The organism is Acinetobacter sp. YH12102 (genome assembly GCF_013419125.1).
Taxonomy (GTDB): domain Bacteria; phylum Pseudomonadota; class Gammaproteobacteria; order Pseudomonadales; family Moraxellaceae; genus Acinetobacter; species Acinetobacter pseudolwoffii.
Genome location: NZ_VPAS01000013.1, coordinates 1 through 26,623, shown reverse-complemented (window position 1 = coordinate 26,623; position 26,623 = coordinate 1). Strand labels below are relative to the sequence as shown.

At 44.3% G+C, this 26,623-nt stretch carries 17 protein-coding genes and 4 tRNA genes; 17 read left to right on the top strand and 4 right to left on the bottom strand.

The window, feature by feature from the left end; all coding sequences use genetic code 11:
• The first annotated feature begins 65 nt into the window (after positions 1–65).
• The gene (locus FTU42_RS12125) at positions 66–5,009 is read left to right on the top strand and encodes a type ISP restriction/modification enzyme (protein ID WP_180083454.1); all 4,944 of its coding nucleotides are present in this window, start codon (positions 66–68) and stop codon (positions 5,007–5,009) included.
• A 1-nt stretch (position 5,010) separates the two neighbouring features.
• Positions 5,011–5,406: a hypothetical protein gene (locus FTU42_RS12120; protein WP_180083453.1), complete on the top strand. Its 396-nt coding sequence runs from the start codon at positions 5,011–5,013 to the stop codon at positions 5,404–5,406.
• 456 nt (positions 5,407–5,862) lie between these two features.
• Here FTU42_RS12120 and FTU42_RS12115 read toward each other — a convergent pair whose 3' ends face one another.
• Positions 5,863–8,094 (bottom strand): NADP-dependent isocitrate dehydrogenase, encoded by a 2,232-nt coding sequence (locus FTU42_RS12115; RefSeq protein ID WP_005168597.1) that lies wholly within the window; start codon positions 8,092–8,094, stop codon positions 5,863–5,865.
• 486 nt (positions 8,095–8,580) lie between these two features.
• Between FTU42_RS12115 and FTU42_RS12110 the strand changes: the two genes are divergently transcribed.
• Together FTU42_RS12110 and FTU42_RS12105 are read left to right on the top strand one after the other, a co-directional pair.
• Positions 8,581–9,090: a DUF1543 domain-containing protein gene (locus FTU42_RS12110; RefSeq protein ID WP_100329831.1), complete on the top strand. Its 510-nt coding sequence runs from the start codon at positions 8,581–8,583 to the stop codon at positions 9,088–9,090.
• A 136-nt stretch (positions 9,091–9,226) separates the two neighbouring features.
• Positions 9,227–10,219, top strand: a complete 993-nt coding sequence (locus FTU42_RS12105) for a DUF2804 domain-containing protein (RefSeq protein ID WP_180083452.1) — start codon at positions 9,227–9,229, stop codon at positions 10,217–10,219.
• A 63-nt stretch (positions 10,220–10,282) separates the two neighbouring features.
• On the opposite strand, the gene FTU42_RS12100 is transcribed toward FTU42_RS12105, so the two are convergent.
• The gene (locus tag FTU42_RS12100) at positions 10,283–11,161 is read right to left on the bottom strand and encodes a metal-dependent hydrolase (RefSeq protein WP_180083451.1); all 879 of its coding nucleotides are present in this window, start codon (positions 11,159–11,161) and stop codon (positions 10,283–10,285) included.
• A gap of 142 nt (positions 11,162–11,303) precedes the next feature.
• Here FTU42_RS12100 and FTU42_RS12095 point away from each other — a divergent pair, with 142 nt between their 5' ends.
• On the top strand, positions 11,304–12,341 hold the full coding sequence (locus FTU42_RS12095; protein ID WP_159516634.1) for an AraC family transcriptional regulator: 1,038 nt from the start codon (positions 11,304–11,306) through the stop codon (positions 12,339–12,341).
• A 48-nt stretch (positions 12,342–12,389) separates the two neighbouring features.
• Here the strand turns inward: FTU42_RS12095 and FTU42_RS12090 are convergent, their stop codons facing one another.
• Positions 12,390–13,724 carry a Na+/H+ antiporter NhaC family protein gene (locus FTU42_RS12090; RefSeq protein ID WP_180083450.1) on the bottom strand — a complete coding sequence of 445 codons (1,335 nt, stop codon included), beginning with the start codon at positions 13,722–13,724 and terminating at the stop codon, positions 12,390–12,392.
• Between the two features lie 365 nt (positions 13,725–14,089).
• On the opposite strand from FTU42_RS12090, the gene trpA reads away from it, so the two are divergent.
• From trpA to FTU42_RS12070, 4 genes are read left to right on the top strand one after another with little or no spacing between them, the layout of a single operon-like run.
• Positions 14,090–14,890: a tryptophan synthase subunit alpha gene (trpA, locus tag FTU42_RS12085; RefSeq protein ID WP_005098062.1), complete on the top strand. Its 801-nt coding sequence runs from the start codon at positions 14,090–14,092 to the stop codon at positions 14,888–14,890.
• A gap of 1 nt (position 14,891) precedes the next feature.
• Complete coding sequence (gene accD, locus FTU42_RS12080) at positions 14,892–15,788, top strand: acetyl-CoA carboxylase, carboxyltransferase subunit beta (protein WP_034608357.1); 897 nt, start codon at positions 14,892–14,894, stop codon at positions 15,786–15,788.
• Entirely contained in the window at positions 15,785–17,068 is a 1,284-nt protein-coding gene (folC, locus tag FTU42_RS12075; protein ID WP_180083449.1) for a bifunctional tetrahydrofolate synthase/dihydrofolate synthase, read from the top strand. Before accD ends, folC begins: the two co-directional genes overlap by 4 nt.
• Positions 17,059–18,108: an SPOR domain-containing protein gene (locus FTU42_RS12070; protein ID WP_373683527.1), complete on the top strand. Its 1,050-nt coding sequence runs from the start codon at positions 17,059–17,061 to the stop codon at positions 18,106–18,108. The genes folC and FTU42_RS12070 overlap by 10 nt, the downstream gene beginning before the upstream one ends.
• 398 nt (positions 18,109–18,506) lie before the next feature.
• Here the strand turns inward: FTU42_RS12070 and FTU42_RS12065 are convergent, their stop codons facing one another.
• Positions 18,507–19,142 carry a peroxiredoxin gene (locus FTU42_RS12065; RefSeq protein ID WP_179999638.1) on the bottom strand — a complete coding sequence of 212 codons (636 nt, stop codon included), beginning with the start codon at positions 19,140–19,142 and terminating at the stop codon, positions 18,507–18,509.
• A 333-nt stretch (positions 19,143–19,475) separates the two neighbouring features.
• Between FTU42_RS12065 and secA the strand changes: the two genes are divergently transcribed.
• The 8 genes from secA (at position 19,476) to FTU42_RS12025 (ending at position 25,834) form a co-directional block, all read left to right on the top strand.
• A complete protein-coding gene (gene secA / locus FTU42_RS12060; protein WP_180083448.1) occupies positions 19,476–22,202 on the top strand; it encodes a preprotein translocase subunit SecA in 2,727 nt (908 codons plus the stop codon).
• 137 nt (positions 22,203–22,339) lie between these two features.
• On the top strand, positions 22,340–22,693 hold the full coding sequence (locus FTU42_RS12055) for a hypothetical protein (protein ID WP_005098054.1): 354 nt from the start codon (positions 22,340–22,342) through the stop codon (positions 22,691–22,693).
• Between the two features lie 158 nt (positions 22,694–22,851).
• The gene (argJ, locus tag FTU42_RS12050; protein WP_074383508.1) at positions 22,852–24,072 is read left to right on the top strand and encodes a bifunctional glutamate N-acetyltransferase/amino-acid acetyltransferase ArgJ; all 1,221 of its coding nucleotides are present in this window, start codon (positions 22,852–22,854) and stop codon (positions 24,070–24,072) included.
• A 152-nt stretch (positions 24,073–24,224) separates the two neighbouring features.
• Positions 24,225–25,292 (top strand): quinolinate synthase NadA, encoded by a 1,068-nt coding sequence (gene nadA, locus FTU42_RS12045; RefSeq protein ID WP_159516630.1) that lies wholly within the window; start codon positions 24,225–24,227, stop codon positions 25,290–25,292.
• Between the two features lie 151 nt (positions 25,293–25,443).
• A tRNA-Pro gene (locus FTU42_RS12040) sits at positions 25,444–25,520 on the top strand.
• Between the two features lie 34 nt (positions 25,521–25,554).
• Positions 25,555–25,631, top strand: a tRNA-Arg gene (locus FTU42_RS12035).
• Between the two features lie 33 nt (positions 25,632–25,664).
• Positions 25,665–25,740: transfer RNA gene (locus FTU42_RS12030), tRNA-His, on the top strand.
• A 17-nt stretch (positions 25,741–25,757) separates the two neighbouring features.
• A tRNA-Pro gene (locus FTU42_RS12025) sits at positions 25,758–25,834 on the top strand.
• Positions 25,835–26,623: the final 789 nt, after the last annotated feature.

Genomic DNA, 26,623 nt, shown 5'->3' with positions numbered 1-26,623 from the left:
CTTTGGATTTTCATTAGTTTTTATCTAAGATAAGACCCAAACTGCACATTTTTGAGCTTTGGGTCATGTCGTCTTTCTTTGATTTAATCAACACCTATAGAACAACAGCGAAAACAGAACGAGAAAAAGGCACTTATTTCGAGTTACTTTGCATCAAGTATTTTGAAAATGAACCATTCTATGCCGACCTATTCGCGGCGGTACAGACCTATACCGAATGGGCAAAAGAACAAGGATTGTCGGGCAAAGATACAGGCATTGACCTTGTCGCAACAACCAAAGACGGCGAGTTCCACGCTATTCAATGCAAGCTGTATGATGCAGACCGTACAGTTTCTAAAAAAGAAATCGACAGTTTCCTATCGGCGGCATCTAAAACCTACTTTGCACGCCGTATCATTGTCAGTACGACACACGCATGGTCAGACAATGCTTTAGCGACTTTAGAGAACCAAGACCCAGTTGTTACCAAGATTGATCTTGAAACATTAGAACAAAGCGCGATTGATTGGACACTATTTGCGGAAAAGAAAGAAGTTGTATTCAAGCCGAAAAAAGAGCTTCGTGACCATCAAAAAGCTGCACTTGTTAACGTGAAAGCAGGCTTGTATGACCAGAAGTTAGAGCGCGGTAAGCTCATCATGGCTTGCGGTACAGGCAAAACCTTTACAAGCCTTAAAATCGCTGAAGAATGCGCAGGAAAAGGCAAGCGCGTATTGTTCCTTGTACCTAGCTTGTCCTTGTTGTCGCAAACATTGACTGAGTGGACGCAAGAGTCTAAAACACCGTTGCATAGCTATGCGGTATGTTCAGACACAGAAGTTGGTAAGAAGAAAAATGCGACGGCGATTGATGCAGTTACGACACTTCAACACGAATTGCAGTATCCTGCGACAACTGACGCTCAAAAGTTAGCGGACAATGTTAAAAAGCACCACGACGACGATCACATGACAGTCGTATTCTCGACCTATCATTCTATTCAGACGGTCAGTGATGCTCAGAATGACCATCAAATGCATGAGTTTGATCTCATCATCTGTGACGAAGCCCACCGTACAACTGGTTCAACGCATGATAGTGAGTTGGATTCGAATTTCGTGAAAATTCACGACGGCGGTTTTATCCTCGGTAAGAAGCGCCTCTACATGACGGCAACACCGCGTATTTTCTCTGATGACGTGAAGAATAATGCCACCGATTACACACTGTATTCGATGGATAATGAAAAGCTATTCGGTGAAACGCTCTATACAATCAACTTCTCGGAAGCGGTAAAGCGTGGCCTGTTGGTCGATTATAAAGTCATTGTATTGACGGTTGATTCAGACACAATCATTAAAAAGATTGGTAATACCATCACGGAGAACAGTGAAATTCTAGTCGATGATGCGGCGCGCATTGTTGGCTGTTGGAAGGCATTGTCTAAACAGGGCATTCATGCGGACGTTGAAGAAGATATTAATCCAATGCAACGCGCATTGGCTTTCTGTCAAGTGATTGACCAAACGGCGAAAGCGCGCAAACACCAAGTTAGCTCCACCCGTATCGCAAATATCTTCCAAACTGTTGTTGAAGCCTACCAAGATGCAGAAGCAAAAGAAGGCAATGAAATCTCTCATCGCCTGATCTGTGAAGCGCAGCATGTCGATGGGGGCATGGGGGCAGATAAGAAAGAAGAAAAACTGAATTGGCTCAAAGCAACGCCTGAGCCAGTTTTTGATGAAAATGGACAAGAGCGTCCAATTTGCCGAGTGTTAAGTAACGTCCGTTGCTTGTCTGAGGGTGTCGATGTTCCTGCGCTTGATGCTGTGCTATTCCTGACACCGCGCAGCTCACAAGTTGATGTGGTGCAGTCGGTTGGTCGTGTCATGCGCCTTGCGCCAAATAAGAAGCGTGGCTATGTGATTTTACCTGTCGTGATTCCACCGAATGTGGACGCGAATAAAGCCCTTGATGACAACATGACCTATAAAGTGGTGTGGCAAGTGCTGAACGCATTACGCTCACACGATGACCGTTTTGATGCCATGATTAACAAGATGGACTTAACGGGCATTGACCGTTCCAAGATGGAAGTCATTGCCATCACGGACAAAGTTGCGGCTAAAGCGAAAAAGAAAGGTGCAGGTAAAGGCGGTACAACGATTGGTACACCAACCAAGAAGAAAAAAGATGAAGTTGAAGATGTTCAACAGTCTTTCAGTTTTGAATCAGGTGAGATTGAGCGCGCCATCGTGGCTAAAGTTGTTCAAAAAGTCGGTAATCGCCACCATTGGGAAGACTGGGCAAATGACATTTCCAAAATTGCACAAACGCATATCAAGCTCATTACGGATATCTTAGGCCGTCCTGAATGCGAAACCGAACGTGCCGTGTTTGAAGCGTTTGCCAATGAAATCCGTGACGACTTGAACAATGCCGTATCGGATGCTGAAATCATTGAAATGCTGGCACAGCATCTCATCACCAAGCCAGTCTTTGATGCGCTGTTTGATGAGTACAGCTTTGCCGCACATAACCCGATGGCAGTTGCAATGCAAAAGGTACTGGATGTCTTAGATCAGCACCAACTCGATAGCGAAACCGAAGCATTACAACGCTTCTATGACAGCGTGAAAATGCGAGCGTCGGGCATTGAAAGCGCGGAAGGTAAGCAAAAGATCATTGTGGAGCTTTACGACAAGTTCTTCCGTAACGCTTTCCCACGTATGACCGAGCGTTTAGGTATCGTCTATACGCCTGTTGAAGTGGTGGATTTTATCTTACACAGCGTCAATGATGTGCTTCAACAAGAGTTTGGCAAAAGTATTGCGGATGAGGGTGTCCATGTACTCGACCCATTCACGGGTACAGGAACATTTATCACTCGCTTATTGCAAAGTGGCTTAATTCCACCGAAGCAACTTACCTACAAATACAAAAATGAGATTCATGCCAACGAGCTTGTATTGTTGGCTTACTACATTGCAGCCATCAACATTGAAGCGGTATATCACAGCGAAATTATTGATGAATACACGCCATTTGAGGGTATTTGTTTAACCGACACTTTCCAAATGTACGAAAAGAAAGATTTGGTTGATCAAGTCCTTGTAGACAACAGTGCGCGTCGTAAGCGTCAGATGGAATTGTCTATTCAAGTCATTGTTGGTAATCCACCTTACTCAGCAGGGCAAGATTCTGCAAATGACAATAATGCGAACGTAAAATATCCGGCATTGGATGACAAGATTCGTCAGACCTATGCTGATCGCTCGGTGGCGACCAATAAGAATGCCTTATATGACTCCTATATCCGTGCAATTCGCTGGGCAAGTGACCGTATAGAAACACAAGGGGTGATTGGCTTTGTCACCAATGCAGGCTTTGTGGATGCCAATACCGCAGATGGCTTGCGTAAATGCCTAGTTGAAGAATTTAGCAGTTTGTATATTTTCCATTTACGCGGTAATCAACGTACTTCCGGCGAAAAATCACGTCAGGAAGGCGGCAAAATTTTTGGCAGTGGTAGCCGTGCGCCTATCGCCATTTCACTTTTAGTGAAGAATCCCAAAGCAGAACAGCAAGGGCAAATCTATTTTCACGATATTGGCGACTACCTGAGCCGTGAAGAAAAGTTAGAAAAGGTTGCTGAATTTAAGAGTCTACAAGGCATTGCAGCGGCTAAGGGCTGGACAATGATTACCCCTGATGAACACGGGGATTGGCTGAATAAACGTGATAATAGCTTTGGGGAGTTTATTAGCTTAGGGGACAAAAGAAACAAAACAAATATATTATTGTTTGAAAATTATTCATGCGGCTTACAATCGAATCGTGATGCATGGGTTTATAACGCATCAAAGGCACATCTGCTCAATAATGTTGAAAAGACAATAAGTTACTACAACTCAGAATTGGATAAAAATTCCATAAGTTTAATTGGATTAGATAAGAAAGAAAAAACCAATAAAGCCGTTGAAATTATAGGTAAAAATCCTAAATACATTAGTTGGTCTAGCAGCCTAATAGATTCGTTTGTAAGAGCCGATAAGTTAGAGTTAAATTCATCAAAAGTTAGAAAGGCATTATATCGACCATTCACCAAATCATGGCTTTATTTTGATAAAACCCTCAATCACAGACCTTATAAGATTCCAGAATTATTTACTTTAGGAAATGATTATAACTTAGCCATTAGTTTAACAGGATTGGGAGCTTCAAAAAGCTTTTCATGCTTGATAACAAATGTAACTCCTGATGTCCAGTTGCATTCAAATGGTCAATGTTTCCCTCTTTATCTCTATGAAGAAGTAACGGAAGAAAAAAGTGTCGGCGCTGGCGATCTATTCGATAACTCTCTTGATTTAACTGTCAGTGAAACCAAGTACCAACGCAAAGATGGCATCAGTGACGAAGGCTTAAAGCACTTCCAAACGGCGTATCCAAACGAGCAGATCACAAAGGAGGATATTTTCTACTATGTTTATGGCTTGCTACATGATGAAGATTACCGAGAGCGTTATGCGGATAACCTTAGCAAAGAATTACCACGTATTCCATGTGTAAAGAAAGCAGAGGACTTTTGGGCATTCTCTAAAGCAGGTCGTGACCTCGCACATTGGCATCTCAACTACGAAACCGTAGAGCCATACAAAGCCACTTTAGACACCGGCAGCACGCCGTACAGCCAACTGAGCGATGAAGACTTCTATGTCGAAAAAATGAAGTTCGTTAAGAAGGGCGAGAAGGGTACAGTCATTTACAACAAGCGCGTAACGGTCAAGGATATCCCGTTAGAGGCGTATGAATACGTGGTGAATGGTAAGCCTGCACTTGAGTGGGTAATGGAGCGTCAGGGCGTTTCTACGCACAAAGACAGCGGTATCATCAACGATGCAAATGACTGGGCAATCGAAACGATGAACAATGCAGCGTATCCGCTTGAGCTGTTCTTGCGTGTGATCACGGTCAGCCTTGAAACCATGAAGATTGTGAAGTCTTTGCCGAAGTTGGAGATAGAGTAAAATGGCACTATATGTTCCTGAATGGCTTGAACTAAGCAAGCAACGTGCAATCGAAAATGGCTACGAGCCCTTTGAAGACCCTGAAGCATACGGTGGAGAGGTTTTTGTTAAAGATGATCGAAAGTGGATTCATTCAATAGGTCGCTTGAAGCATAAATTGGGGGTAGTGACCGATGGTGAGCTAGAAGCACTGGGATATTCGGTTGCTGATTACAACCGTTTTAACTCTGATGAGAAGGAATTCTCTCTGAAAGTTGTAATGGACTCCATTTCAGCCAACGAAGAATTGTTGGAAATCTTTGGTGATCCTTCTGAATATCCAGGCGGCTTAATGTATCTATCTGATGGGATGTATATGGATGATGAGGGGAACATCATTGATGGTAAGGATATTTAAAGGCGCAGGAATTTAAGTGGTTGTAATTTGATCATTTGAGTTGTTGGTAATTTATCGTTAGATTAATGACTTAACCATAGGTCAAAGTTGTATAGCATCTTTGCAAATAAAGATACCAATACAGATATAATTGGGTGTTTGAATTTTTAAATATATTAAAAATCAAATACTAAGATCATGTTTATGGTTCTGACCCTCGGACCAAAATTCTAGAAAACCCCAAGCACATTCAGTCTTGGGGTTTTTTATTGTCTGTATATTTAAAAGTATTTATTTTCATCATTTCTTAAAATGGTTTTTGACTGAATTTGAGTGGTTTTGTCAGTAAGATGATGATTTATATCTATAGCGAAAAATAGATTAATTGAATAACTTTGATACATCAATCAGACATAAAAAACCGGCGCCTAGACGCCGGTTTTTCTACATCACTGACTGAGTCAGTTCTGCAAAAGCTTAGATCGTAGCAAGTGCTGCATTCAAAGTAGCACTTGGACGCATCACTGCATTTACTTTCTCTTGATCAACAGCGTAGTAACCACCGATGTCTACTGATTTGCCTTGAACTTCAGCAAGCTCAGTAACGATTTTTTCTTCATTTTCAGCTAAAGTTTTTGCAAGTGGTGCAAATTTCGCTTTCAATTCAGCATTTTCGTCTTGAGCAGCAAGTTCTTCAGCCCAGAACTTCGCCAGGTAGAAATGGCTACCACGGTTGTCGAGTTCGCCAGTACGACGAGAAGGTGACTTGTCGTTATCTAGCAATTTTCCAGTTGCACGGTCTAAAGTTTTAGCAAGTAACTTGATGTTGTCATTGCCTTCTTTAATACCCATTTCTTCTAGAGAAACTGCAAGCGCCATGAATTCACCGAGTGAATCCCAGCGTAAGTGGTTTTCTTCAACTAACTGCTGTACGTGTTTAGGCGCAGAACCGCCTGCACCTGTTTCATACATGCCGCCACCCGCCATTAACGGCACGATTGACAACATTTTCGCAGATGTACCCAATTCCATGATCGGGAACAAGTCAGTCAGGTAGTCACGCAGGATGTTACCTGTTACAGAAATGGTATCTAGACCGCGCGCAACACGTTCAAGCGTATAACGCATTGCACGTACTTGTGACATGATCTGGATATCAAGACCGGCAGTGTCGTGATCTTTCAGGTATTTTTCAACTTTCTTGATCAGTTCATTTTCGTGTGGACGGTACGGGTCAAGCCAGAAGATTGCCGGCATGCCGGAGTTACGCGCGCGAGTTACCGCAAGTTTCACCCAGTCGCGGATCGGTGCGTCTTTCACCTGACACATACGCCAGATATCGCCTTCTTCCACGTTTTGTGACATCAACACTTCGCCAGTTTCAAGATCAACGATGTTAGCAATACCCGCTTCAGAGATCTCGAAAGTTTTGTCGTGTGAACCGTATTCTTCCGCTTTTTGTGCCATCAAACCAACGTTCGGTACTGTACCCATTGTACGTGGATCAAAATTGCCATTCCACTTACAGAAGTTGATCATTTCCTGGTAAATACGTGCGAATGTTGATTCAGGCATGACGGCTTTACAGTCATAAGGTTTGCCATCAGCGCCCCACATTTTACCGCCACCACGGATCATTGCAGGCATAGAAGCATCTACAATCACGTCGTTTGGTGAATGGAAGTTCGTGATGCCTTTGGCAGAATCAACCATCGCAAGCGCAGGACGGTGTTCTTGGCAAGCATGTAGATCTGCAATGATTTCTTCACGTACAGAGGTTGGTAGAGTTTCGATCTTTTCATAAAGACCAGCCATACCGTTGTTTACGTTCACGCCAAGCTCATCAAATAACTTGCCGTGTTTTTCAAATGCGTCTTTGTAGTAAATTCTCACACAGTGACCGAATACGATCGGGTGTGAAACTTTCATCATGGTTGCTTTCACGTGAAGTGAGAACAAGATGCCAGCTTCTTTACAATCATCTAATTCTTTTTCATAGAAATCGCAAAGCGCTTTTTTGCTCATGAACATTGAATCAATGATTTCGCCATCTTGAAGCGCAACTTTTGGCTTAAGAACGATGGTTTCACCAGACTTGGTGATCAATTCCATTTTCACATTACGTGCACGGTCTAAAGTCATCGACTTTTCGCCATGGTAGAAGTCGCCTTCGTCCATGTGTGAAACGTGAGTTTGAGACCACTGTTTCCACTCGCTCATAGAGTGCGGGTGTTTTTTCACATAGTTTTTAACGGCAGCAGGTGCACGACGGTCTGAGTTACCTTCACGTAGTACCGGGTTTACTGCTGAACCAAGACATTTGCTATAACGTGCCTTGATTGCTTTTTCTTCTTCAGTGGCCGGGTTTTCAGGATAGTCAGGAAGGGCATAGCCTTTAGACTGGAGTTCCTTGATACACGCTGTTAGCTGGCCAACAGAAGCACTGATATTTGGGAGTTTGATAATGTTCGTGTCTGGATCTTGTGTAAGACGACCTAGCTCAGCTAGAGTGTCAGGCACCTTTTGCTCTTCGCTTAGGTAATCTGTAAATTCAGAGAGCACGCGCACAGCTACAGAGATGTCACTTTTGACGATCTCAACGCCAGCTGGCTTAGTAAAGGTCTCAATGATCGGCAGCAGAGAATAAGTCGCCAGTAATGGCGCCTCGTCGGTCAGTGTGTAAATGATAGTTGACTTTCCACCAGCCATATATAGCCCCTTGCGTTGGATTGAGTTTCTGAGGGCCGAACTTTTGGTCCAGCCTCATTGAACCGATTTGCTTAAATAAAAACATTGAGAGTATCGTCTTTCAGCGCATTTCAGTCAACGAAATATGCTTTTAGATTGAAATTTGGGCGAAAATTTGTACAGATTTGTATGGTTTAGCTGTGTTTGTATTTTGTACAAAAAAATAATTTTCTGCGCTTAGAAATCATTGTGGTGCTGGAAGGAAATTTTATGCTACCAGATTGTATTCACTGAAGATGAGTTTTTGAGCATTGGGCGGGATCGTGATGATTCCGAAATACAAATGAATGTTGAGTGATCAGATGCTATTTCGGGGCAGTTTCTTCGGGTCAATTGAGGAAGTTTGCCTTGACGAATCGCCACCTCAATATCATGGAATTACTTTGCGATATACTTCTAAGTATTGATCAAATCATTCTTAAAATTGCAGCGAAATAAGGAAATCGAATGCCCAGTTTATTTATTGTGATGCTTGGTGGCCGTCATGCCCGTGCCAATACAGAAGTTCATGATGTGGTACTGGCAGTAGGCGAAACTCTGGAAGAAACCTATCCTCAACTGAAAAATGCCTGGTTTGCCGAGCAAAAAGGGCTGCATATTGATGCCTGGGCGCAAATTAATGGACTGGAGTTCGAGGGCAAAAATTATCACGTTCAATTTAGCGATGCTGCCCCGAATCAGGCTGCCGAAAAGCTTTGGCTGATTAATTTAGGTGGTTATGATCCACGTGAATTTGGTGAGCTGCACCGTTATGTGCTGGTGGTGGCACAGAATGCCATGGTGGCAAAACAGCGCGGTAAAGCTTATTTCGCCAAGCACTGGCAAAAACAGCATACTGACCGGGTGCTGGATGTCGATGATTGCATTGCGATTGATCAGGTGTATGGCCGATATGTACAGCTGGTGGAGGGACATTTTAGTGCGAATCGCTGGGAAAATACCTATCTCACGATTTAAAACTGAAGCATAGGGCTATAGCGTGGCTGAGTGTCAGGATTCGACGAGTGACTTAAAAAAAATCTTTATCAAAGTTCAATAATCTGCATAATACCGGAAAGGAAAAACAGCTTTTGACTGAGATGGAACATCTTAAATGGATTTAATTCAGGCAAATGGACAACCGCACTATGGACGTTTCAAGGAACTTCCAAAAAGTATTGACTATCAGGCATATCAATACAAGAACCCTTATGGTCAGGTGCTGTCAGGCTGGCGTAAGCATCTAAAATATAAGAAATTCAAATTTTGTAGTATTCAGCACGAACATTATACCATTGGGCTGGCGATTGCCGATATTGCATGGGCAGGGCACAGTTTTGTCTATGTCTACAACCATATGACCAATGACGTTCTGGAATGGAATGCGATTAATTTCCTGTCTCGCCATACTGTGCTGGATGAACAACCATTATTCAATCACAGTTATTTTCATAAATCGCCTTTTCAGGTCGATATTCAGCATGCCAACGGTGTGCGCTATATCAAGGTCAGTAAATACGGCGAAATTCAGCTCAGTGCACGAATCTTTTGTGCAGGAACCGATCCTTTAAGTATGTGTAGCCCAACTGGTATTAATGGTTGGACTTATACGCAAAAGCTCACGACCTTAGGTTGTGAAGGCTATTTTCTAAATAAACAAAAACAAAAGATTCAATTTAACGAACGAACTTTTGCCTTGCTGGATGACACCTGTGGTTTTCTACGTCCAGAAACTGCCTGGTTTTGGTTGTCGTGTAACTTTTGGGATGCGACCAATCAGCGGATTGGAATTAATTTAGCATCCGGTGTTAACGAAAGCTTTGGTAATGAAAACTGTTTGTGGATCAACGGAAAAATTTATCCATTGGCTGATGTGCTCTTTCAGCAGGCATCCGAAACTCAATGGACGATTCAATCGCTAGATGAAAAGCTAAATCTGACTGTAAGCACAGGCTGGCGACGTTATGAAAATCTGAATTTGCGTCTGGTCGGCAGCCAGTTTAGCCAGTGGCAGGCCAAAGTCTGTGGCACCATTCAGCAGGATGATCAGGAAATTATTTTACTGAATGAATATGCCTTGCTTGAGCAGCATTATGCCAAATGGTAAATCATCTTAAATCAAAAAGCCTTCAAGTTAATGAAGGTTTTTTGATTTAAGCGATGCTCACGTTTAGTCTTTCGCGGCCTGCCAGAAGGCTTCACCGGCTTGAATCGGATCGCCGGTTTCATTTAGGGTGTTGATCCAGACCTCGTATTGGGCAATCACTGGGTGCTGACTCGGATGAAAGTCTTTTTTAAACCAGTCTCGATACTGTTTGCCCATTCGGGTCAATGTGCCTTTTGGGCCAAAAAACCAGGGTAAGCTCTTGAGATTCATCTGCAAGCGTTGCAAGAGACTAAAGCCATCATGTTTCAGCATGACATTGGCACGGTAGACGGTAAAACTAAACATTAAAATGGTCGTGCTGACTAAGGTGGCTCGACGGGTAAATTCTGGGGTTTTAGCCACATTTTTCATCACATCGAAAGCTACATCGCGGTGTTCCATTTCCTCAATGGCATGCCAGGCCAATAATGCCCGTACAAAAGGATGGGCATCTTTCAGGGTCTGTTTTTGTCCATAAAAAGTTTCTGCCATAAGCGCCGTTAAATGCTCTGCCGCAGCGGTAATGGCAATATTAAACTGGGGTGAACGGTGCTTCAGATCATAATTGAAAATTTTATTTAAACGTTCAATAAATTGGTCTACAGGCATGCCTTGCTCGCGCATCAACTGATTCATTTTGTCATGCGCGATGCCGTGCTGGGCTTCCTGGCGGATAAAATCCGCGACACGTTGTTGCAGCTCCGGGTCTTGGATCTGATCGCGGAACAGGCGGACACTCTGAATAAAATAGCGCTCGCCGTCTGGAAAGGTCAGGCTCAGGGCATCGAACATGCGCGTCATGAAGGGGTCGCCGCCGAACCAGTAACGTGGAATTTCATCCAGTTTAAAATCAAGTTGGGTGCGAACCACAGGCTGTAGGGCGGATTTTAATATGGCGTTCATCTTGTAGATTCTTTTTTGTGACGATGCTGACAGTATGTCGGCGAATCTCGCCATTGTTTTGACAGAGCTTGCCAATTTTTATACATTTTATGCCAAATGAAAATAAAACTGGTCAGATTATAGCTGCCAGCGAGAATCGCACATGCAAGACATAAAAATATCCAATGGTTATCTTCAGCTCTGGGCGACTTATTTGCGTGATTTGGGGATTGAACCCTTAACTGCCGACTTTCTGCAAGATGTGCATGACTCGCTTGTGACCCTCATCGATCAGCCTTTTGATACACAAGTACCTTTGGAATTGTTGAATCATATTATTTTAACTACCCGGCAACATCTGAACTGTCCGCAGCTGATTTTTGAAATCGTGCAGGTCATTCGTCCTGAGCATTTTGGTGTACTGGGTTATATGGTTTCACGTAGCAGTAGTGTCGCGGAAATGATCGGCTATAGCATGCGCTTTCAGCGGCTGGTGATTGATGGCAGTGAATTCGTGCCTTTACAGTTGAAGCAGCATGAACACAGTATGGAACTCTATTGGGACTATTTAGATGGAAAATATAATTTGTTAAATGAGCTCACCATGGCAGCAATGGTGCAACTGGGACGGGTTATTTTGCAAGAGCAGCCACTTTTATTGCGTTGTGTACGACTGGCTCATGCAGCTGAAATGGCACAAATGCATTATCAAAAATTCTTTGCCTGTGAGGTTCAGTTTTCTCAAGATTATTATGCTCTGGAACTGGATGTACAGGGGCTAGGTCATGGGTCTGAGCAGGCAGATCCGATGCTGTTGCAGTTGCTGACTCTTCAGGCGGAACAGGCGATTGCAGCAAAAGCACCTGTTGAAAATACCTTGCAGCAAGCACAGCAAATCATTGCCGAACAGTTGCGAACCAGGCAACAGGCGATCAAAATTGAGCAGCTTGCCCAGCAGTTGTGGATGTCGACCCGAAGCTTGCAACGCTTATTCAGCATATATCAAACTTCATTTAAAAAACTGCTGCAACAGCAGCGCATCAAACGCTGTGAGATTTTGTTACAGCAGGGGCTTAGTCTGAGCGAGATTGCTGAAGCGCTGGATTATTCCGACCAGTCGGCCTTGGCCCGCGCCTATAAAGCAGCCACCGGACAGACTTTGTTCCAGCGCAAGAAACAGTTAAAGCATGCACAGCAATAAAAAAGCGACCCAATCAGATCGCTTTTTGATGTGAGGATGATACAGAGATTAAGCGGTTGCTTTAAGGTTGGGGAATCTCAACGCAATCGCAGCAATTGCGAAGATGGCCAGAATCCAGCAATAGTACAAGCCGCCAATCAGTTCAACCGGTGAGATTTTTGCAATCGAGCAGGCGAGGAGCAACTGTGCACCATAAGGAATCAGACCTTGTGCCACGCAGGAGAAAATATCCATCAGTGCTGCAGAACGCTTGGGATCCACGCCGTATTCTTTGGCGACTTCACGTGCCATATCACCCGACAGAATAATTGCGACGGTATTATTGGCCACAAAGATATTTGAAAATACCACCAGAAAGCTGATCCCGATTTCGCCGGCCCTTTGCTGCCCAACTTTAAACAGACGGGTCAGGCTATAAATGCGCTCGATTAGCCAGCGTAAACCACCTTCACGTTGCATGATCGCTGACAGACCCGCCAGAAACATGGACAGTAATGCCACTTCAAACATGCCGACAAAGCCGTCATAAATCGAAGTATTCAGCTTGAGCAGGTTAAATTCAGGCGTCGCAAACAGACCGAACAGACCCGAAAGCAAAACACCAATGGTCAGTACTGCGAGGACATGCAGGCGACTAAAAGCCAAAACAAAGACCGCAATATAAGGTAAGACCAGTAACCAGTTAAAATCTTTATATTCTACGGGGCTGGAGCTGCCTGTACTTAAAATATAAATCACAATGGTGCTGATAGAGGCCGGTACAGCAATCCAGACATTGACTTTAAACTTGTCACGTAATTGCACCCGCTGGCTGGTGGTGGCTGCAATGGTGGTATCTGAAATCATGGAAAGGTTGTCACCGAACATGGCACCGCCTACGACTGCACCAATGGCGTAGATCACATTAATATCGGTGACCTGGGTAAAACCAAAGGCAATCGGGGCACAAGCTGCAATGGTGCCCATGGAGGTGCCCATCGCCGTGGCAATAAATGCCGAGATGATAAACAGCATCGGCAAGATAAATTCAGGCGGAATAATCGACAGGCCCAGTTGTACCGTGGCATCCACACTGCCAATCGCACTGCTGACACTGGCAAAGGCACCGGCCAGCATAAACACCATAAACATCAAAATTAAGTTCGGATGACTGGCCCCTTTTAGAAAGGCTTCAATGCCCTGATTGAGTTTGCCGCGATACACCAATGCAGCCAAAATAATCGCAGGCAGGGCAGCAACAGGCGCTTTCACCTGATAGAACGCAAATTCGGTTCCAATCAGGGAATGATAGATCCCGCTACCCAAAAATAGGGTTAAAAATACAATAAGCGGCAGCAGTGCAATGGCGCGTGCCTGCACTGTAGCCTCAGAATCAGTCTGCATAGGAGATAAAAAAGTAAGAGAATAGGACTAGTATAAAGCAGGTTTTGCAATTTCAGAAAACTTTAAATGAATGCGCTAACATCTGCATTTTTATTAATTTTTGCATGATAAAAATAAGTTTATCTAAATATTCAGGATTTTAGCTAATAGCAAAATTAGGCATCTTTGATCATTGTGAAAAAAATCAAAATAATCGTAAATAGACCCTTCCGAATTGTTTTGAAATCTTCGTACAGGAAATGAAATACTCGAGGTCGGTATCGCAGACTGTTCATTGGACAAAAAATAGCGTTACAATGCGACGTCTTGTATTTTTACATAGTCAATGCCTCAAGTTTGAAACACGTTAAGGAAAGCTCAGCCCTATGTCACGTTTAGCCACACGATTTGAACAACTTAAATCTCAACAGCGTAAAGCTTTAGTTTCTTATGTGATGGCTGGTGATCCGCATCCAGAGGTCACTGTACCTTTGCTCCATGCAATGGTAGAGGCGGGTGTCGATGTGATTGAGCTGGGTCTTCCTTTCTCAGACCCGATGGCAGATGGTCCCGTAATTGCTTTAGCGGCTGAACGTGCGCTGGCAGGCGGTACCAATACTTTGGACGCACTGCACATGGTGAAAGAATTTCGCTTGAAAGATCGCGAAACACCTGTGGTGCTGATGGGTTATCTGAATCCGGTCGAAGTGATTGGCTATGAAAAGTTTGTGGCTTATGCTTACGAATGTGGAGTAGATGGCGTGCTGCTGGTGGACTTACCGCCAGAGGAAGCACAAAGTCTGGGTGAAGTACTGGAAAAATATGACATGGATCAGATTTTCCTGCTGGCACCCACTTCAACCGATGCACGTATTCAACACGTAGCGAAACAGGCCACTGGCTTTATCTACTATGTATCCTTGAAAGGCGTGACCGGTGCAGCAACTTTAGATGTCTCTGAAGCCGCTGCCCGCATTCAAAAGATTAAAGCTGTGACTGATGTTCCTGTAGGCGTAGGTTTCGGTATCAGCGATGCTGCATCTGCGAAAGCGATGGGTGTTGCTGCCGATGCAGTTATTGTGGGAAGTGCGTTTGTAAAGCAGTTTGCAACGCTTGCACCAGAACAAGCCGTTATTGCGACGGTGAATAAAGTCAAGGAGCTTCGAGCAGCGCTCGATGAGTTATAGTATGAGTCAACCCGTGAAATCAGGCAAAATTCTGAGCCCATCGACCCCATGGACGGAACGCATTGTTCCAGGCATTCATGTACCTGATGAGCAAACGATCTATAAAGCGACATTTACCGAGCCTACGGTCGAGTGTCCTGAATGTCATGCTTTGGTGACCCGTACCGCGATGTCATTCAATGCCTATGTTTGTCCGCAGTGTGATGAGCATTTACGCATGAAAGCCCGTGATCGCCTGAACTGGTTCTTTGACCAGGTACAGACTGAACTGGGTCAGGAGTTTAAGGCTAAAGATCCGTTAAAGTTTGTCGATAGCAAAGCTTATCCAGAGCGTATGGCAGAAGCGCAAAAGAAAACCGGCGAAACCGAAGCGTTGGTCGTGATTCAAGGCCTGCTAAAAGATGTCCCAATGATTGCCTGTGCATTTGAATTCGATTTCATGGGCGGCTCTATGGGGACAGTGGTCGGTGACCGTTTTGTTCAGGCGGCAGAGCGTGCGATTGAAGCCCGTCAGCCCTTGATCTGCTTTGCTGCTTCAGGCGGTGCACGTATGCAGGAAGGCATGTTGTCCTTGATGCAAATGGCACGTACTTCGGCTGCTATCCAGCGTTTAAAAGAAGCAGGCCTGCCTTATGTGGTGGTATTGACGCATCCGGTATACGGTGGTGTCACTGCATCATTGGCGATGCTGGGTGATGTACATCTGGCTGAACCGAAGGCGATGATTGGCTTTGCCGGTAAACGAGTGATCGAACAAACTGTCCGTGAAAAACTGGAAGAACCGTTCCAGCGCGCGGAATATTTGCTTGATCATGGGGTAATCGATCAGATTGTTCACCGTCACGCATTACGTGATACAGTTTACCGTATTGTTACGAAATTGATGAACCTGCATTGAACACAGCACCGCTAGCAACAGATTCTTTAAGTACATGGCTCGATTATTGGAGCCATGTTCACGTTACGGGTATTGATTTAGGTCTGGAACGGGTTATTCCGGTGGCTGAAAAGCTCGGTGTGACACGTCCGGCGGCCAAAGTGCTGACGGTGGCTGGAACCAATGGTAAGGGTTCAACCACCACCACACTGGCTGCGATTTTGAATGCACAAGGCTTCAAGGTCGGACTGTATCAATCTCCACACGTGTACCGTTTCAATGAGCGGGTAAAACTGCGCGGCATTGAAGTTGAAGATCAGTTGTTGGTGGATGCTTTTGTTCAGGTGGATCAGGCTCGTCGCGAATGTGATTTGAGCCTGTCTTTCTTTGAAGCGACCACTTTGGCAGCTTTTGTGATTTTTAAAGATCAGTTATGTGATGTCTGGGTGCTGGAAGTCGGTCTGGGCGGTCGTCTGGATGTGGTTAATGTGGTTAATCCAGATGTAGCAGTGATTACCAATATTGGTCTGGATCATACCGATTGGCTCGGTGATAGCATCGAGAAAATTGCCTTTGAAAAAGCCGGAATTATCCGGCCGAATATTCCGGTGGTGTTTGGTGGACAGCAACAGATTCCACAAGCCATTTTAGCTAAAACTCAGCAATGCAACGCGCCCTTATATGCGGTGAATCGTGATTATTTCTATGAAGCATGTGCAGATGGCCAGTCTTGGGCCTTTGCCTCTTCGGGTACGACCTTAAAACTTCCTACAGGATCGTTGGCGCTGGATAATATTTCCACCGCTGTGGCTGCAATTTTGCTGAGCGGTTTAACGGTCAGTCAGCAGGCGATTGCACAAGGGATTCAGACTGCAAAGTTGCCGGGACGTTTTGAAGTCTGTCAAATCCAGAATAAAACCGTGATTTTTGATGCCGGACATAATCCGCATGGGGTCGAGTTTCTGCTGAAACAGTTGCGAAACTATTTAAATTACAATCAAAACTATAAAAATATCGTTTGTGTGTTTTCAATGTTGGCAGATAAAGATATAAATTCTGTCACCAAGTTATTGAAAGACACGGTTCAATTGTGGAAAATTGCACCATTATCCGTCCCACGTGCGGCAGAGCTCACAGTTTTAGCTGAGGCTCTAGGCGGTGAGGCGGTAGAACAATTTGACAATGTGAAATTAGCTTTTAAATCAGCACTGGATCAAACAGATAATAATCAGCTGATTTTGGTATGTGGATCATTTCATACCTTAGAAGCGGTATGGGAGTATTTGGAAGAATGTCAATGAATAACAAACAGCGCTGGATGGGCGGTGTTGTTTTACTCGGTGGTGGTGTTTTATTGGCAGCATTACTCCTGAAAGGTCAAGATGAAATCAAGCAGGACCGTCAGCAGAAACCGGCACAGGTTGCTGAAGTGGAAACGAAGGATGCAGTGAATCATTCGCTGGGTTCCTTGACGGTCGATGTGGAAACAGAAAAGCGTTTACTTGAACAGCAACGCCGTGATCGGGAAAAATCTGTGGCAGAGCAGGAGGCTCGTGCAGCTGAATTTTTAGCGATGCAGCAGCAGGCAGAAGCAGATGCGGCGCGTAAAGCGGCTGAAGAATATGCTGCACTTAATGCGCATCGTATGGGACAGCAAAGCTCGGATAATATTCCACCAGAACTGGTCGAAGACGAACAGGCCAAACAGAAACGCTTGGCTGAAGAAAAGGCTGCACAAGACAAAAAGCTAGCCCTGCAGAAGCTTGAGCAGCAAAAAGCCAACAGTTCAACTGAAGCGGCCAAGAAAGAAGCGGAGCGTAAAGCCGCTGAAAGCAAAGCGGCTGAAGAAAAACGTAAATTGGAGCAACAGCAAAAAGCCGAAGCAGAACGTAAGACGGCTGAGGCAAAACGTAAGGCTGAGGAAGAGCGTAAGGCAGCCGAGAAGAAAGAAGCTGAACGTAAAGCCGCCGAAGAAAAACGTAAAGCCGAAGACAAACGTAAGGCTGAAGAAGCCAAGAAAAAGGCAGCAGAAGACGCCAAAAAGAAAGCAGAAGCTGAGCAGGCACGTAAATTGCTGGAAGGTGAAAGTGACAAGCAGTGGATGGTGCAGGTCGCACTGGCAGCCAATGAAGCCAATGCAGATGCGGTTGCGGCAAAACTGCGTGCCAAGGGTTATAAAGTGACCAAGAGTCCAACCTCTAAAGGGATTCGTATCATGGTCGGTCCATCAAAGGATCGGGAAACTGCTGATGCTTCGCGTAAAAAAATCGCTGCAGATGACAGTCTGAATATGAAATCTGCCTGGGTGATTGACTGGGTGCCTTTAGATAAGCGTAACTAAGACAGCGTATTACTGTACTTTGGTTTAAAATGGATTCAGGTTATGCCTGGATCCATTTTTATTGGGGAGCAAAAATTAAAAAGGTGACAAAACTCTCAGGATTAAAAAAGCCTATCTAAAGATAGGCTGGTGATGAACTTCGAAACCGGCACGTCATTCGGGTTAGAAATTCAGTTTTAATCTTGCTGCTTTTTATATAGATACATCAACGTTAAGAGTGGATGTACTTATACATATTCTTTATGAACAGAGCAGTGCTCTGCTTATCTATTACTGCGCACTTCACTTGTGTTGCGCAAAATTAAAAAGGAGTCCTTTTAATTTGTGTCACTCGAAGCGTAGCTTCTCGTCTTCTTGCGGAATATATTCCTCAGGGCGAAGCAGTGCCTTGCTGATCCTCACTCAGGATGTGGCGTTAAGCGCAGGTAAGGCGTGACCGCGGTATACCCTTTAGGAAAACGTTGTGCAATTTCAGTCTCATCTTTTAGCGATGGCACAATCACCACATCATCGCCATGCTGCCAATTGGCAGGTGTTGCGACTTTATGGCTGTCGGTGAGTTGCAATGAATCCACCACACGCAAGATTTCATGGAAATTACGACCCGTCGATGCCGGATAGGTAATAATCAAACGGACTTTTTTGTTTGGATCGATGACCACCAAAGAGCGAACTGTGAGCGTTTCACTGGCATTCGGGTGAATAAAGTCATATAGTTCAGACACTTTACGATTCTGATCGGCAATGATCGGAAAATTGACCGTGGTATTTTGCGTTTCATTGATGTCTTTAATCCAGCCATGATGCGATTCAACATCATCAACCGATAAGGCAATGGCTTTGACACCACGTTTTTCAAATTCATCTTTCAACTTTGCGGTATAACCAAGTTCAGTAGTACATACCGGCGTATAGTCCGCCGGATGTGAAAATAAAATGCCCCAGCTATCGCCCAGAAAATCATAAAAATTAATCAGGCCTTCACTGGATTGCTGTTCAAAATTCGGTGCGGTGTCGCCTAGACGTAAACTCATCTTTTTGCCTCAATTGGTCTTTTAATGTAGAGATGAGATTTAATATGAACTAATTTTTTTATGATTAAAAATAGTGTTTTTAGCTTTCTTTATGAATAAATAGCATAAGTGATTTGTTTTATCTATCTAGAATCAAACAAATCAGTCGTCTAATTGACTATATTGCACAGCTAAAGTTTGCTACATTACTTTGCCTTAGATCTCGGGGCTAGAACTCAGGATCAGATTTTTTTCAGCGGTTTTATAGCAAAACCCTTGTAGTTCAAATTTCTAGCACCATAATAACGACTAAGAACATATTCATTTGACAAGCAAGATTTAGAGAGTCTATTCATGTTGGCAAGTCTGATCGGAGGAATCTTCGGTACCAAAAATGAGCGCGAACTCAAACGCATGCGTAAAATCGTAGACAAGATTAATGTGCTCGAGCCGACGATATCTACCCTTAGCGATGCAGACTTATCTGCAAAAACTGAAGAATTCAAACAACGATATAATAAGGGTGAAAACCTCGATAAATTATTGCCTGAAGCATTTGCAGTCTGTCGTGAAGCCGCCAAGCGGGTCATGGGCATGCGTCATTATGACGTGCAGCTGATCGGTGGTATTACCTTGCACGAAGGTAAAATTGCAGAGATGCGTACCGGTGAGGGTAAAACCCTGATGGGTACCTTGGCCTGTTACCTGAATGCCATCAGCGGTCAGGGTGTGCATGTCATTACCGTGAACGATTACCTGGCACAACGTGATGCCGAGCTCAACCGTCCATTATTTGAATTTTTGGGTTTAAGCATCGGGATTATTTATTCCATGCAAAATCCGATGGAAAAAGCGGAAGCTTATCGTGCCGATATTACCTACGGTACCAATAACGAATTTGGCTTTGATTACCTGCGTGACAACATGGTGTTCTCGCTGGCTGAGAAAAAGCAGCGTGGTTTAACCTATGCGATTATTGATGAGGTCGATTCGATCCTGATTGATGAAGCACGTACTCCGCTGATTATTTCCGGTCAAAGTGAAGATTCTTCACAGCTTTATGCAGCCATTAATAATATTCCACCAAAATTACAGGCACAGAAAGAAGAGAAAGTGCCGGATGGCGGTCACTTCTGGATTGATGAAAAACAGCGTTCAGTTGAAATTACTGAAGTGGGTTTTGAAACCATTGAAAGTGAACTGATTGAAATGGGCTTGTTGGCAGAAGGCGAGAGCTTGTATTCAGCGTCGAACCTGAATCTGTTGCATCATGTGACTGCGGCAATTCGTGCCCATTATTTATATCAACGTAACGTGCAATACATCATCAATGATGGTGAAGTGATTATCGTTGATGAAAATACCGGTCGTACCATGCCGGGCCGTCGTTGGTCTGAAGGTTTGCATCAGGCGGTAGAAGCCAAAGAAGGTCTGGAAATTCAACCAGAGAACCAGACCCTGGCAACCACAACATTCCAGAACTATTTCCGTCTGTATAAAAAATTATCGGGTATGACCGGTACTGCTGATACTGAAGCCGCGGAAATGAAAGAAATTTATGGTCTGGATGTGGTGCTGATTCCGACCCATCGTCCAATGATCCGTGATGACCAGAACGATTTAATCTATTTAAATCGTGAAGGCAAATATAACGCGATTATTCAAGAAATTCAGCGTGTGCATGAAGCCGGTGTTGCGCCAATCTTGATTGGTACGGCAACCATCGAAGCATCTGAGATTCTATCCGATAAGCTGAAAGCTGCGGGCATTACCCACGAAGTACTGAATGCCAAACAGCACGAACGTGAAGCGGATATTATTGCGCAAGCTGGTGCGCCGCGTGCCGTAACCATTGCTACCAACATGGCGGGGCGTGGTACCGATATTCTGCTGGGTGGTAACTGGAAAGCATTGCTGGCCAAAATTGAAAATCCGACAAGCGATGACGAAGCGCGTCTGAAAGCGGAATGGGATGTTAATCATCAATCTGTTCTGGATTCGGGTGGCTTGCATATTATCGGTTCTGAACGTCATGAATCACGCCGTATCGATAACCAGTTGCGTGGTCGTGCAGGCCGTCAGGGGGATCCGGGTGTATCGCGTTTCTACCTGTCGCTTGAAGATGACTTGATGCGTATTTTCGCCGGTGACCGTGTGGTGGGTATGATGCGTGCCATGGGCTTGCAGGAAGATGAAGCGATTGAACACAAAATGGTGTCTCGCTCGATTGAGAATGCACAGCGTAAAGTCGAAGCACGTAACTTCGATATTCGTAAGAACTTGCTGAAATACGATGACGTGAATAACGAACAGCGTAAGATTATTTATAGTCAGCGTGATGACATTCTGGCAGAAAATTCGCTGCAAGATTATATTGAAGAAATGATCCGTGAAGTGATGCAGGGTGTAATTGCCAATTATATTCCGCCTGAGTCGATTCATGACCAGTGGGATATTGAAGGTCTGGAATTGGCCTTGCGTGAAGACATGTCACTGGATCTTCCTATCGCACAATGGCTGGAACAGGACCGTCGTCTCGATGAAGAGGCATTGGTGGTGCGTATTAGCGATGAAGTACTGAATCGTTACCGTTCACGTCGTGAACAAATGGGTGCGGAATCTGCAGCATCGCTTGAACGTCACTTTATGCTGAATTCTCTGGATCGTTACTGGAAAGAACATCTGGCAGCGATGGATTACTTGCGTCAGGGCATCCATTTACGTGGCTATGCACAGAAAAATCCAGAGCAGGAATATAAAAAAGAAGCCTATAACCTGTTTGTGAATATGCTGGGTGTCATCAAATCGGATGTCGTTACAGATTTATCGCGTATTCATGTTCCAACACCTGAAGAGCTGGCTGAAATGGAAGCGCAGCAGCTGGCACAGGCTGAGGCAATGCGTTTGCAGTTATCTCATGATGAGTTCGACGGTTTACTGGCAGATGAACATGAAAATACGACTGAACAAAATGCTGAGGCAAATCCGGTAGCGCCAGTCTTTGAAGCGCCGGCAAGCCGTAATGCACCTTGTCCATGTGGTTCAGGCCTGAAATATAAACAGTGTCATGGCAGAATCTAAGCGATATTGAAAATCAGAGCCACATGGCTCTGATTTTTTATGTATAAAGATTTTTCAGAAACTGAATACTATTTGCAGTCCTGCGGATTAAATGGTATTTAATGGCTCATTCAACACCGAAAAGTGGAATAACCTGAATGAAAAAAGTATTAAAAACGCTCATGATTGCCGCTTTGGCCATGCCTGCTTTAAGTTTTGCAGAAACTGCAGCCACCACGACACTTGATAAAGTTCAGCAAGCAGTGGGTTCTACTACAGCTCAAGTACAACGTACAGATGAACAAGTGACCGTGGCCAGCCCGCGTACCGGGATTCGTTATACCTTTGCCAATCAGAATCGCCCGATTGTGTTGCAGACCGCTGCGATCGCACCGGCCAATGCGGCCAATGCAGATCGTATTGTGGCATCTAATCCGGCACTTTCTGCCGCGAGTCAGCAGCAAGCGAAGCAGGCTTTATTAAATGAAGCAGGGCAACTTGCGAAAAATTAAAATCTCCGATTTTTTAAAATGCAGAAACCAGTCTTGATGACTGGTTTTTTATTGTGAAAATCCATCATAAATCTCAAGCTGACTCAGGCTTTGGCTCGATTTTTTGTTGCAGATCAACTAAGCTGTATTTTTCCGAAACTTCAATATTGGACTTTAAAATGGCAGTTGGTGACGTATCTATGCCACAGATGCATGTGGTGAAAGGGGTTAAAATTGGTTCGGCTGAAGCCTATGTGCGCTATCAGAACCGACGTGACCTGGTGATATTTGAACTGGCTGCAGGCTCCAATGTTGCAGGGGTATTTACTCAAAATGCCTTCTGTGCAGCCCCTGTGCATGTATCTAAAGCGCATTTACAGGTAGGGAATCCGCGTTACCTGGTGATCAATACCGGCAATGCCAATGCAGGAACCGGCCCTACAGGCATGGCAAATGCAGAAGCTACCTGTGCCAAGCTGGCTGAACTGGCAGGGGTACAGGCTGCTGAAGTTTTACCATTCTCTACGGGTGTCATTGGCGAGCAATTGCCAATGGAGCGTTTGCTCAGCGGTTTACAACCTGCGCTAGACTCATTGCGTGATGATGCCTGGGTCGATGCTGCAACGGGAATCATGACCACAGATACTACACCGAAAGGCGCTTCAGAGCAGTTCGAGCTGGATGGTGCCACCTATACCATGACCGGTATTTCCAAGGGTGCCGGCATGATTCGTCCAAATATGGCGACTATGCTGGGTTATGTGGCAACCGATGCTCCAATCAGCCGTGAACTGGTTCAGCAGTTATTAACAGAAACAGTAAATGTGTCGTTTAACCGCATTACCATCGATGGTGATACTTCAACCAATGATTCCTGCATCTTGATTGCCACAGGTCAAGGCGGGGGGGCTGAAATTACTTCGACTGAAGATCCACGTTATGCAGTCGTGCTTGATGTGTTAATGCGTACCATGAAACGCTTGGCGCAACTGATTGTGCGTGATGGTGAAGGTGCCACCAAATTTATTACAGTTGCGGTAGAAGGTGGTGCTAATATTCAGGAATGCTGTGATGTGGCTTATAGCATTGCACATTCGCCATTGGTTAAAACTGCGATTTTTGCTTCTGATCCAAACTGGGGGCGTATTCTGGCAGCGATTGGTTATGCTGGTGTGCCGAATTTAGACGTTGCAAAAATTCAGGTTTGGTTAGATGATGTACAAATCTGTAAAGATGGTGGTGCGGCGGCAGACTATACTGAAGCAGCTGGTGCAGGTGTGATGGCCCAAGCTGAAATGACGATTCGTGTTGATCTTGGACGTGGTACAGCGAAAGACACGGTCTATACCTGTGACCTGTCTTATGATTACGTCAAGATTAATGCAGATTATCGTTCATAATTCAGATCGTTTCTAAAGCCTCCGTTGTGGGGCTTTTTTTATATCTTATGATTTTTAATGACTGGTCAAAAATGGCATTTTGCCAATTGTGATTAGGGTGTAGGGTAAATGTCCGTGTCATAACGGATAATTAGGGTAGAGTAAGAGTTGTTATGAATAGTGCGACCAAATTAATAGCCAATGAAGCAAAGTCGATTGTGCAGGCGCATTTAGATCGTTTAGGCGTTCCTCAAGAACATCAAATGAGCCAGCAGGAAAAATTAGACAAATTTGCACAAATCAAGGCTGAGCTGGAAAAACAGGATGCCGTTTTGGTGGCGCATTATTATTGCGATCCTGAAGTGCAAGAACTGGCTGAGTTGACCGGTGGTTGTGTTTCGGATTCTCTGGAAATGGCACGTTTTGGTCGCGATCATCCAGCCTCTACGTTGGTGGTGGCAGGAGTGAAATTTATGGGTGAAACCTCAAAAATTTTATCTCCAGATAAAACCGTGCTGATGCCAACCCTGGAAGCAACCTGTTCACTGGATCTTGGTTGTCCGGTTGATGAATTTACAGCTTTTTGCGATGCGCACCCCGATCATACCGTGGTGGTGTATGCCAATACTTCCGCAGCGGTGAAAGCGCGTGCCGATTGGGTGGTGACTTCTAGCTGTGCAGTGGAAATTATTGAACATCTGGATAGTCTCGGTGAAAAAATTATCTGGGCGCCGGATCAGCACTTGGGCCGATATATCCAAAGCAAAACCGGTGCAGAAATGTTGCTCTGGGATGGTGCCTGTATCGTGCATGAAGAATTCCGTTCACGCGGTATTGTCAATATGAAAGCACTCTATCCCGATGCTGCGGTGTTGGTACATCCGGAATCCCCCATGTCTGTAGTCGAGATTGCCGATGCAGTAGGCAGTACCTCGCAACTGATTAAAGCCGCACAGACTTTGCCACATCAGCGTTTAATTGTGGCTACGGATCGTGGTATCTTCTATAAAATGCAGCAAGCAGTTCCCGATAAAATCCTGATTGAGGCACCAACTGCGGGGGAAGGGGCAACCTGTCGTTCTTGTGCGCATTGTCCGTGGATGGCAATGAATGAGCTGGATGGTATTTTGCATGTATTACAGCATAAGGATCAGGAAGTACATGTCGATCCTGTACTGGCTGAACGCGCAAAACTGCCTCTAGATCGCATGTTGAATTTTAGTGCCGGACTAAAACGTTAAAATTTGTATAAAAAATGTCTGAAGCGCTTGATAAATAAACGCTTGGCGCGTTTTTTAGGTTTTTTTTTAAGATAGGTGTTGACGTCTCCGGGCGTCACGCCTAGAATGCACACCGTACCGAACGATGTTCGATACGAAAGCTGAGATGAATCGGAGCATAGCACAGCCTGGTAGTGCACCTGGTTTGGGACCAGGGGGTCGTAGGTTCGAATCCTACTGCTCCGACCAATTCTTCAAGGCAAATGATGTTTGCATCAGTAACGCGCTTGTAGCTCAGTTGGATAGAGCATCCGCCTTCTAAGCGGATGGTCACAGGTTCGAATCCTGTCAGGCGCGCCATTTGGTCGCTTGATGTTAAGAATCAAAATGATGGTGGATGTAGCTCAGTTGGTAGAGCCCTGGATTGTGATTCCAGTTGTCGCGGGTTCGAATCCCGTCATTCACCCCAACTTTTAAAGTTGAAATCGGAGCATAGCACAGCCTGGTAGTGCACCTGGTTTGGGACCAGGGGGTCGTAGGTTCGAATCCTACTGCTCCGACCATCTCCTTAAAGATGGTCGAGATAAAAGATACCGCGTTAAGCGGTTTTTTTATGCCTAAAATTTAATAAGTATAAAAAATACACAATATTATTTATAGTCGCCTTTTTGATAATTGTTTATGTAATCACTTGTATCTCTATATCAATTTATTTTTCACTCAATATAGCTTATGCAGGTGAGATGGGTTTTTTATTTTATGTCTTTTGCTGAAGAAGGATTATGATGCGTTTAAGGGTGGAGGAATATTGAGGCATTCTCATTTTCGTATTATTTTATTTTGGTGAAGTGTATGCGTTCCTCAGCATTTATATAAAAGGGAAATATAAATAATTTATCAGTCTTGATATCTATATTTTTCTTGCTAAAGAAAAGATAAATTAAAATATAAATCTGAAATCCACCAGAAATAGCTTTTATAAGTAAATAAACACTATAAACCTCCTTGGAGTGTATGTTTTATGATCAAAAAATAGAAAAACCTGCACTTTTTGTAGAATAAATAAACAGTCGTTGGTTTTTTGCTGAATTATTTAAAAAAAGGGGTTGTGTTGGGTGTGAAATCCTGTAGAATGCACATCCATCGGCAGTAATGAAGATTAAAACTTCTGATAAAACAGTAACTTAGCACGAAGTGTTAAGATTGGGTTTTGTTTGATAAGTTTAAATTAATTTGAATTACGGATTGACACTTTAGAAATTCAGTGTAATATAGCCGACCTAGCTTGCTGGTGACGAATCAGCAAGAAGATCATTAAGAGATTATGAAGAACAACTTGTGTGGATTTTTAC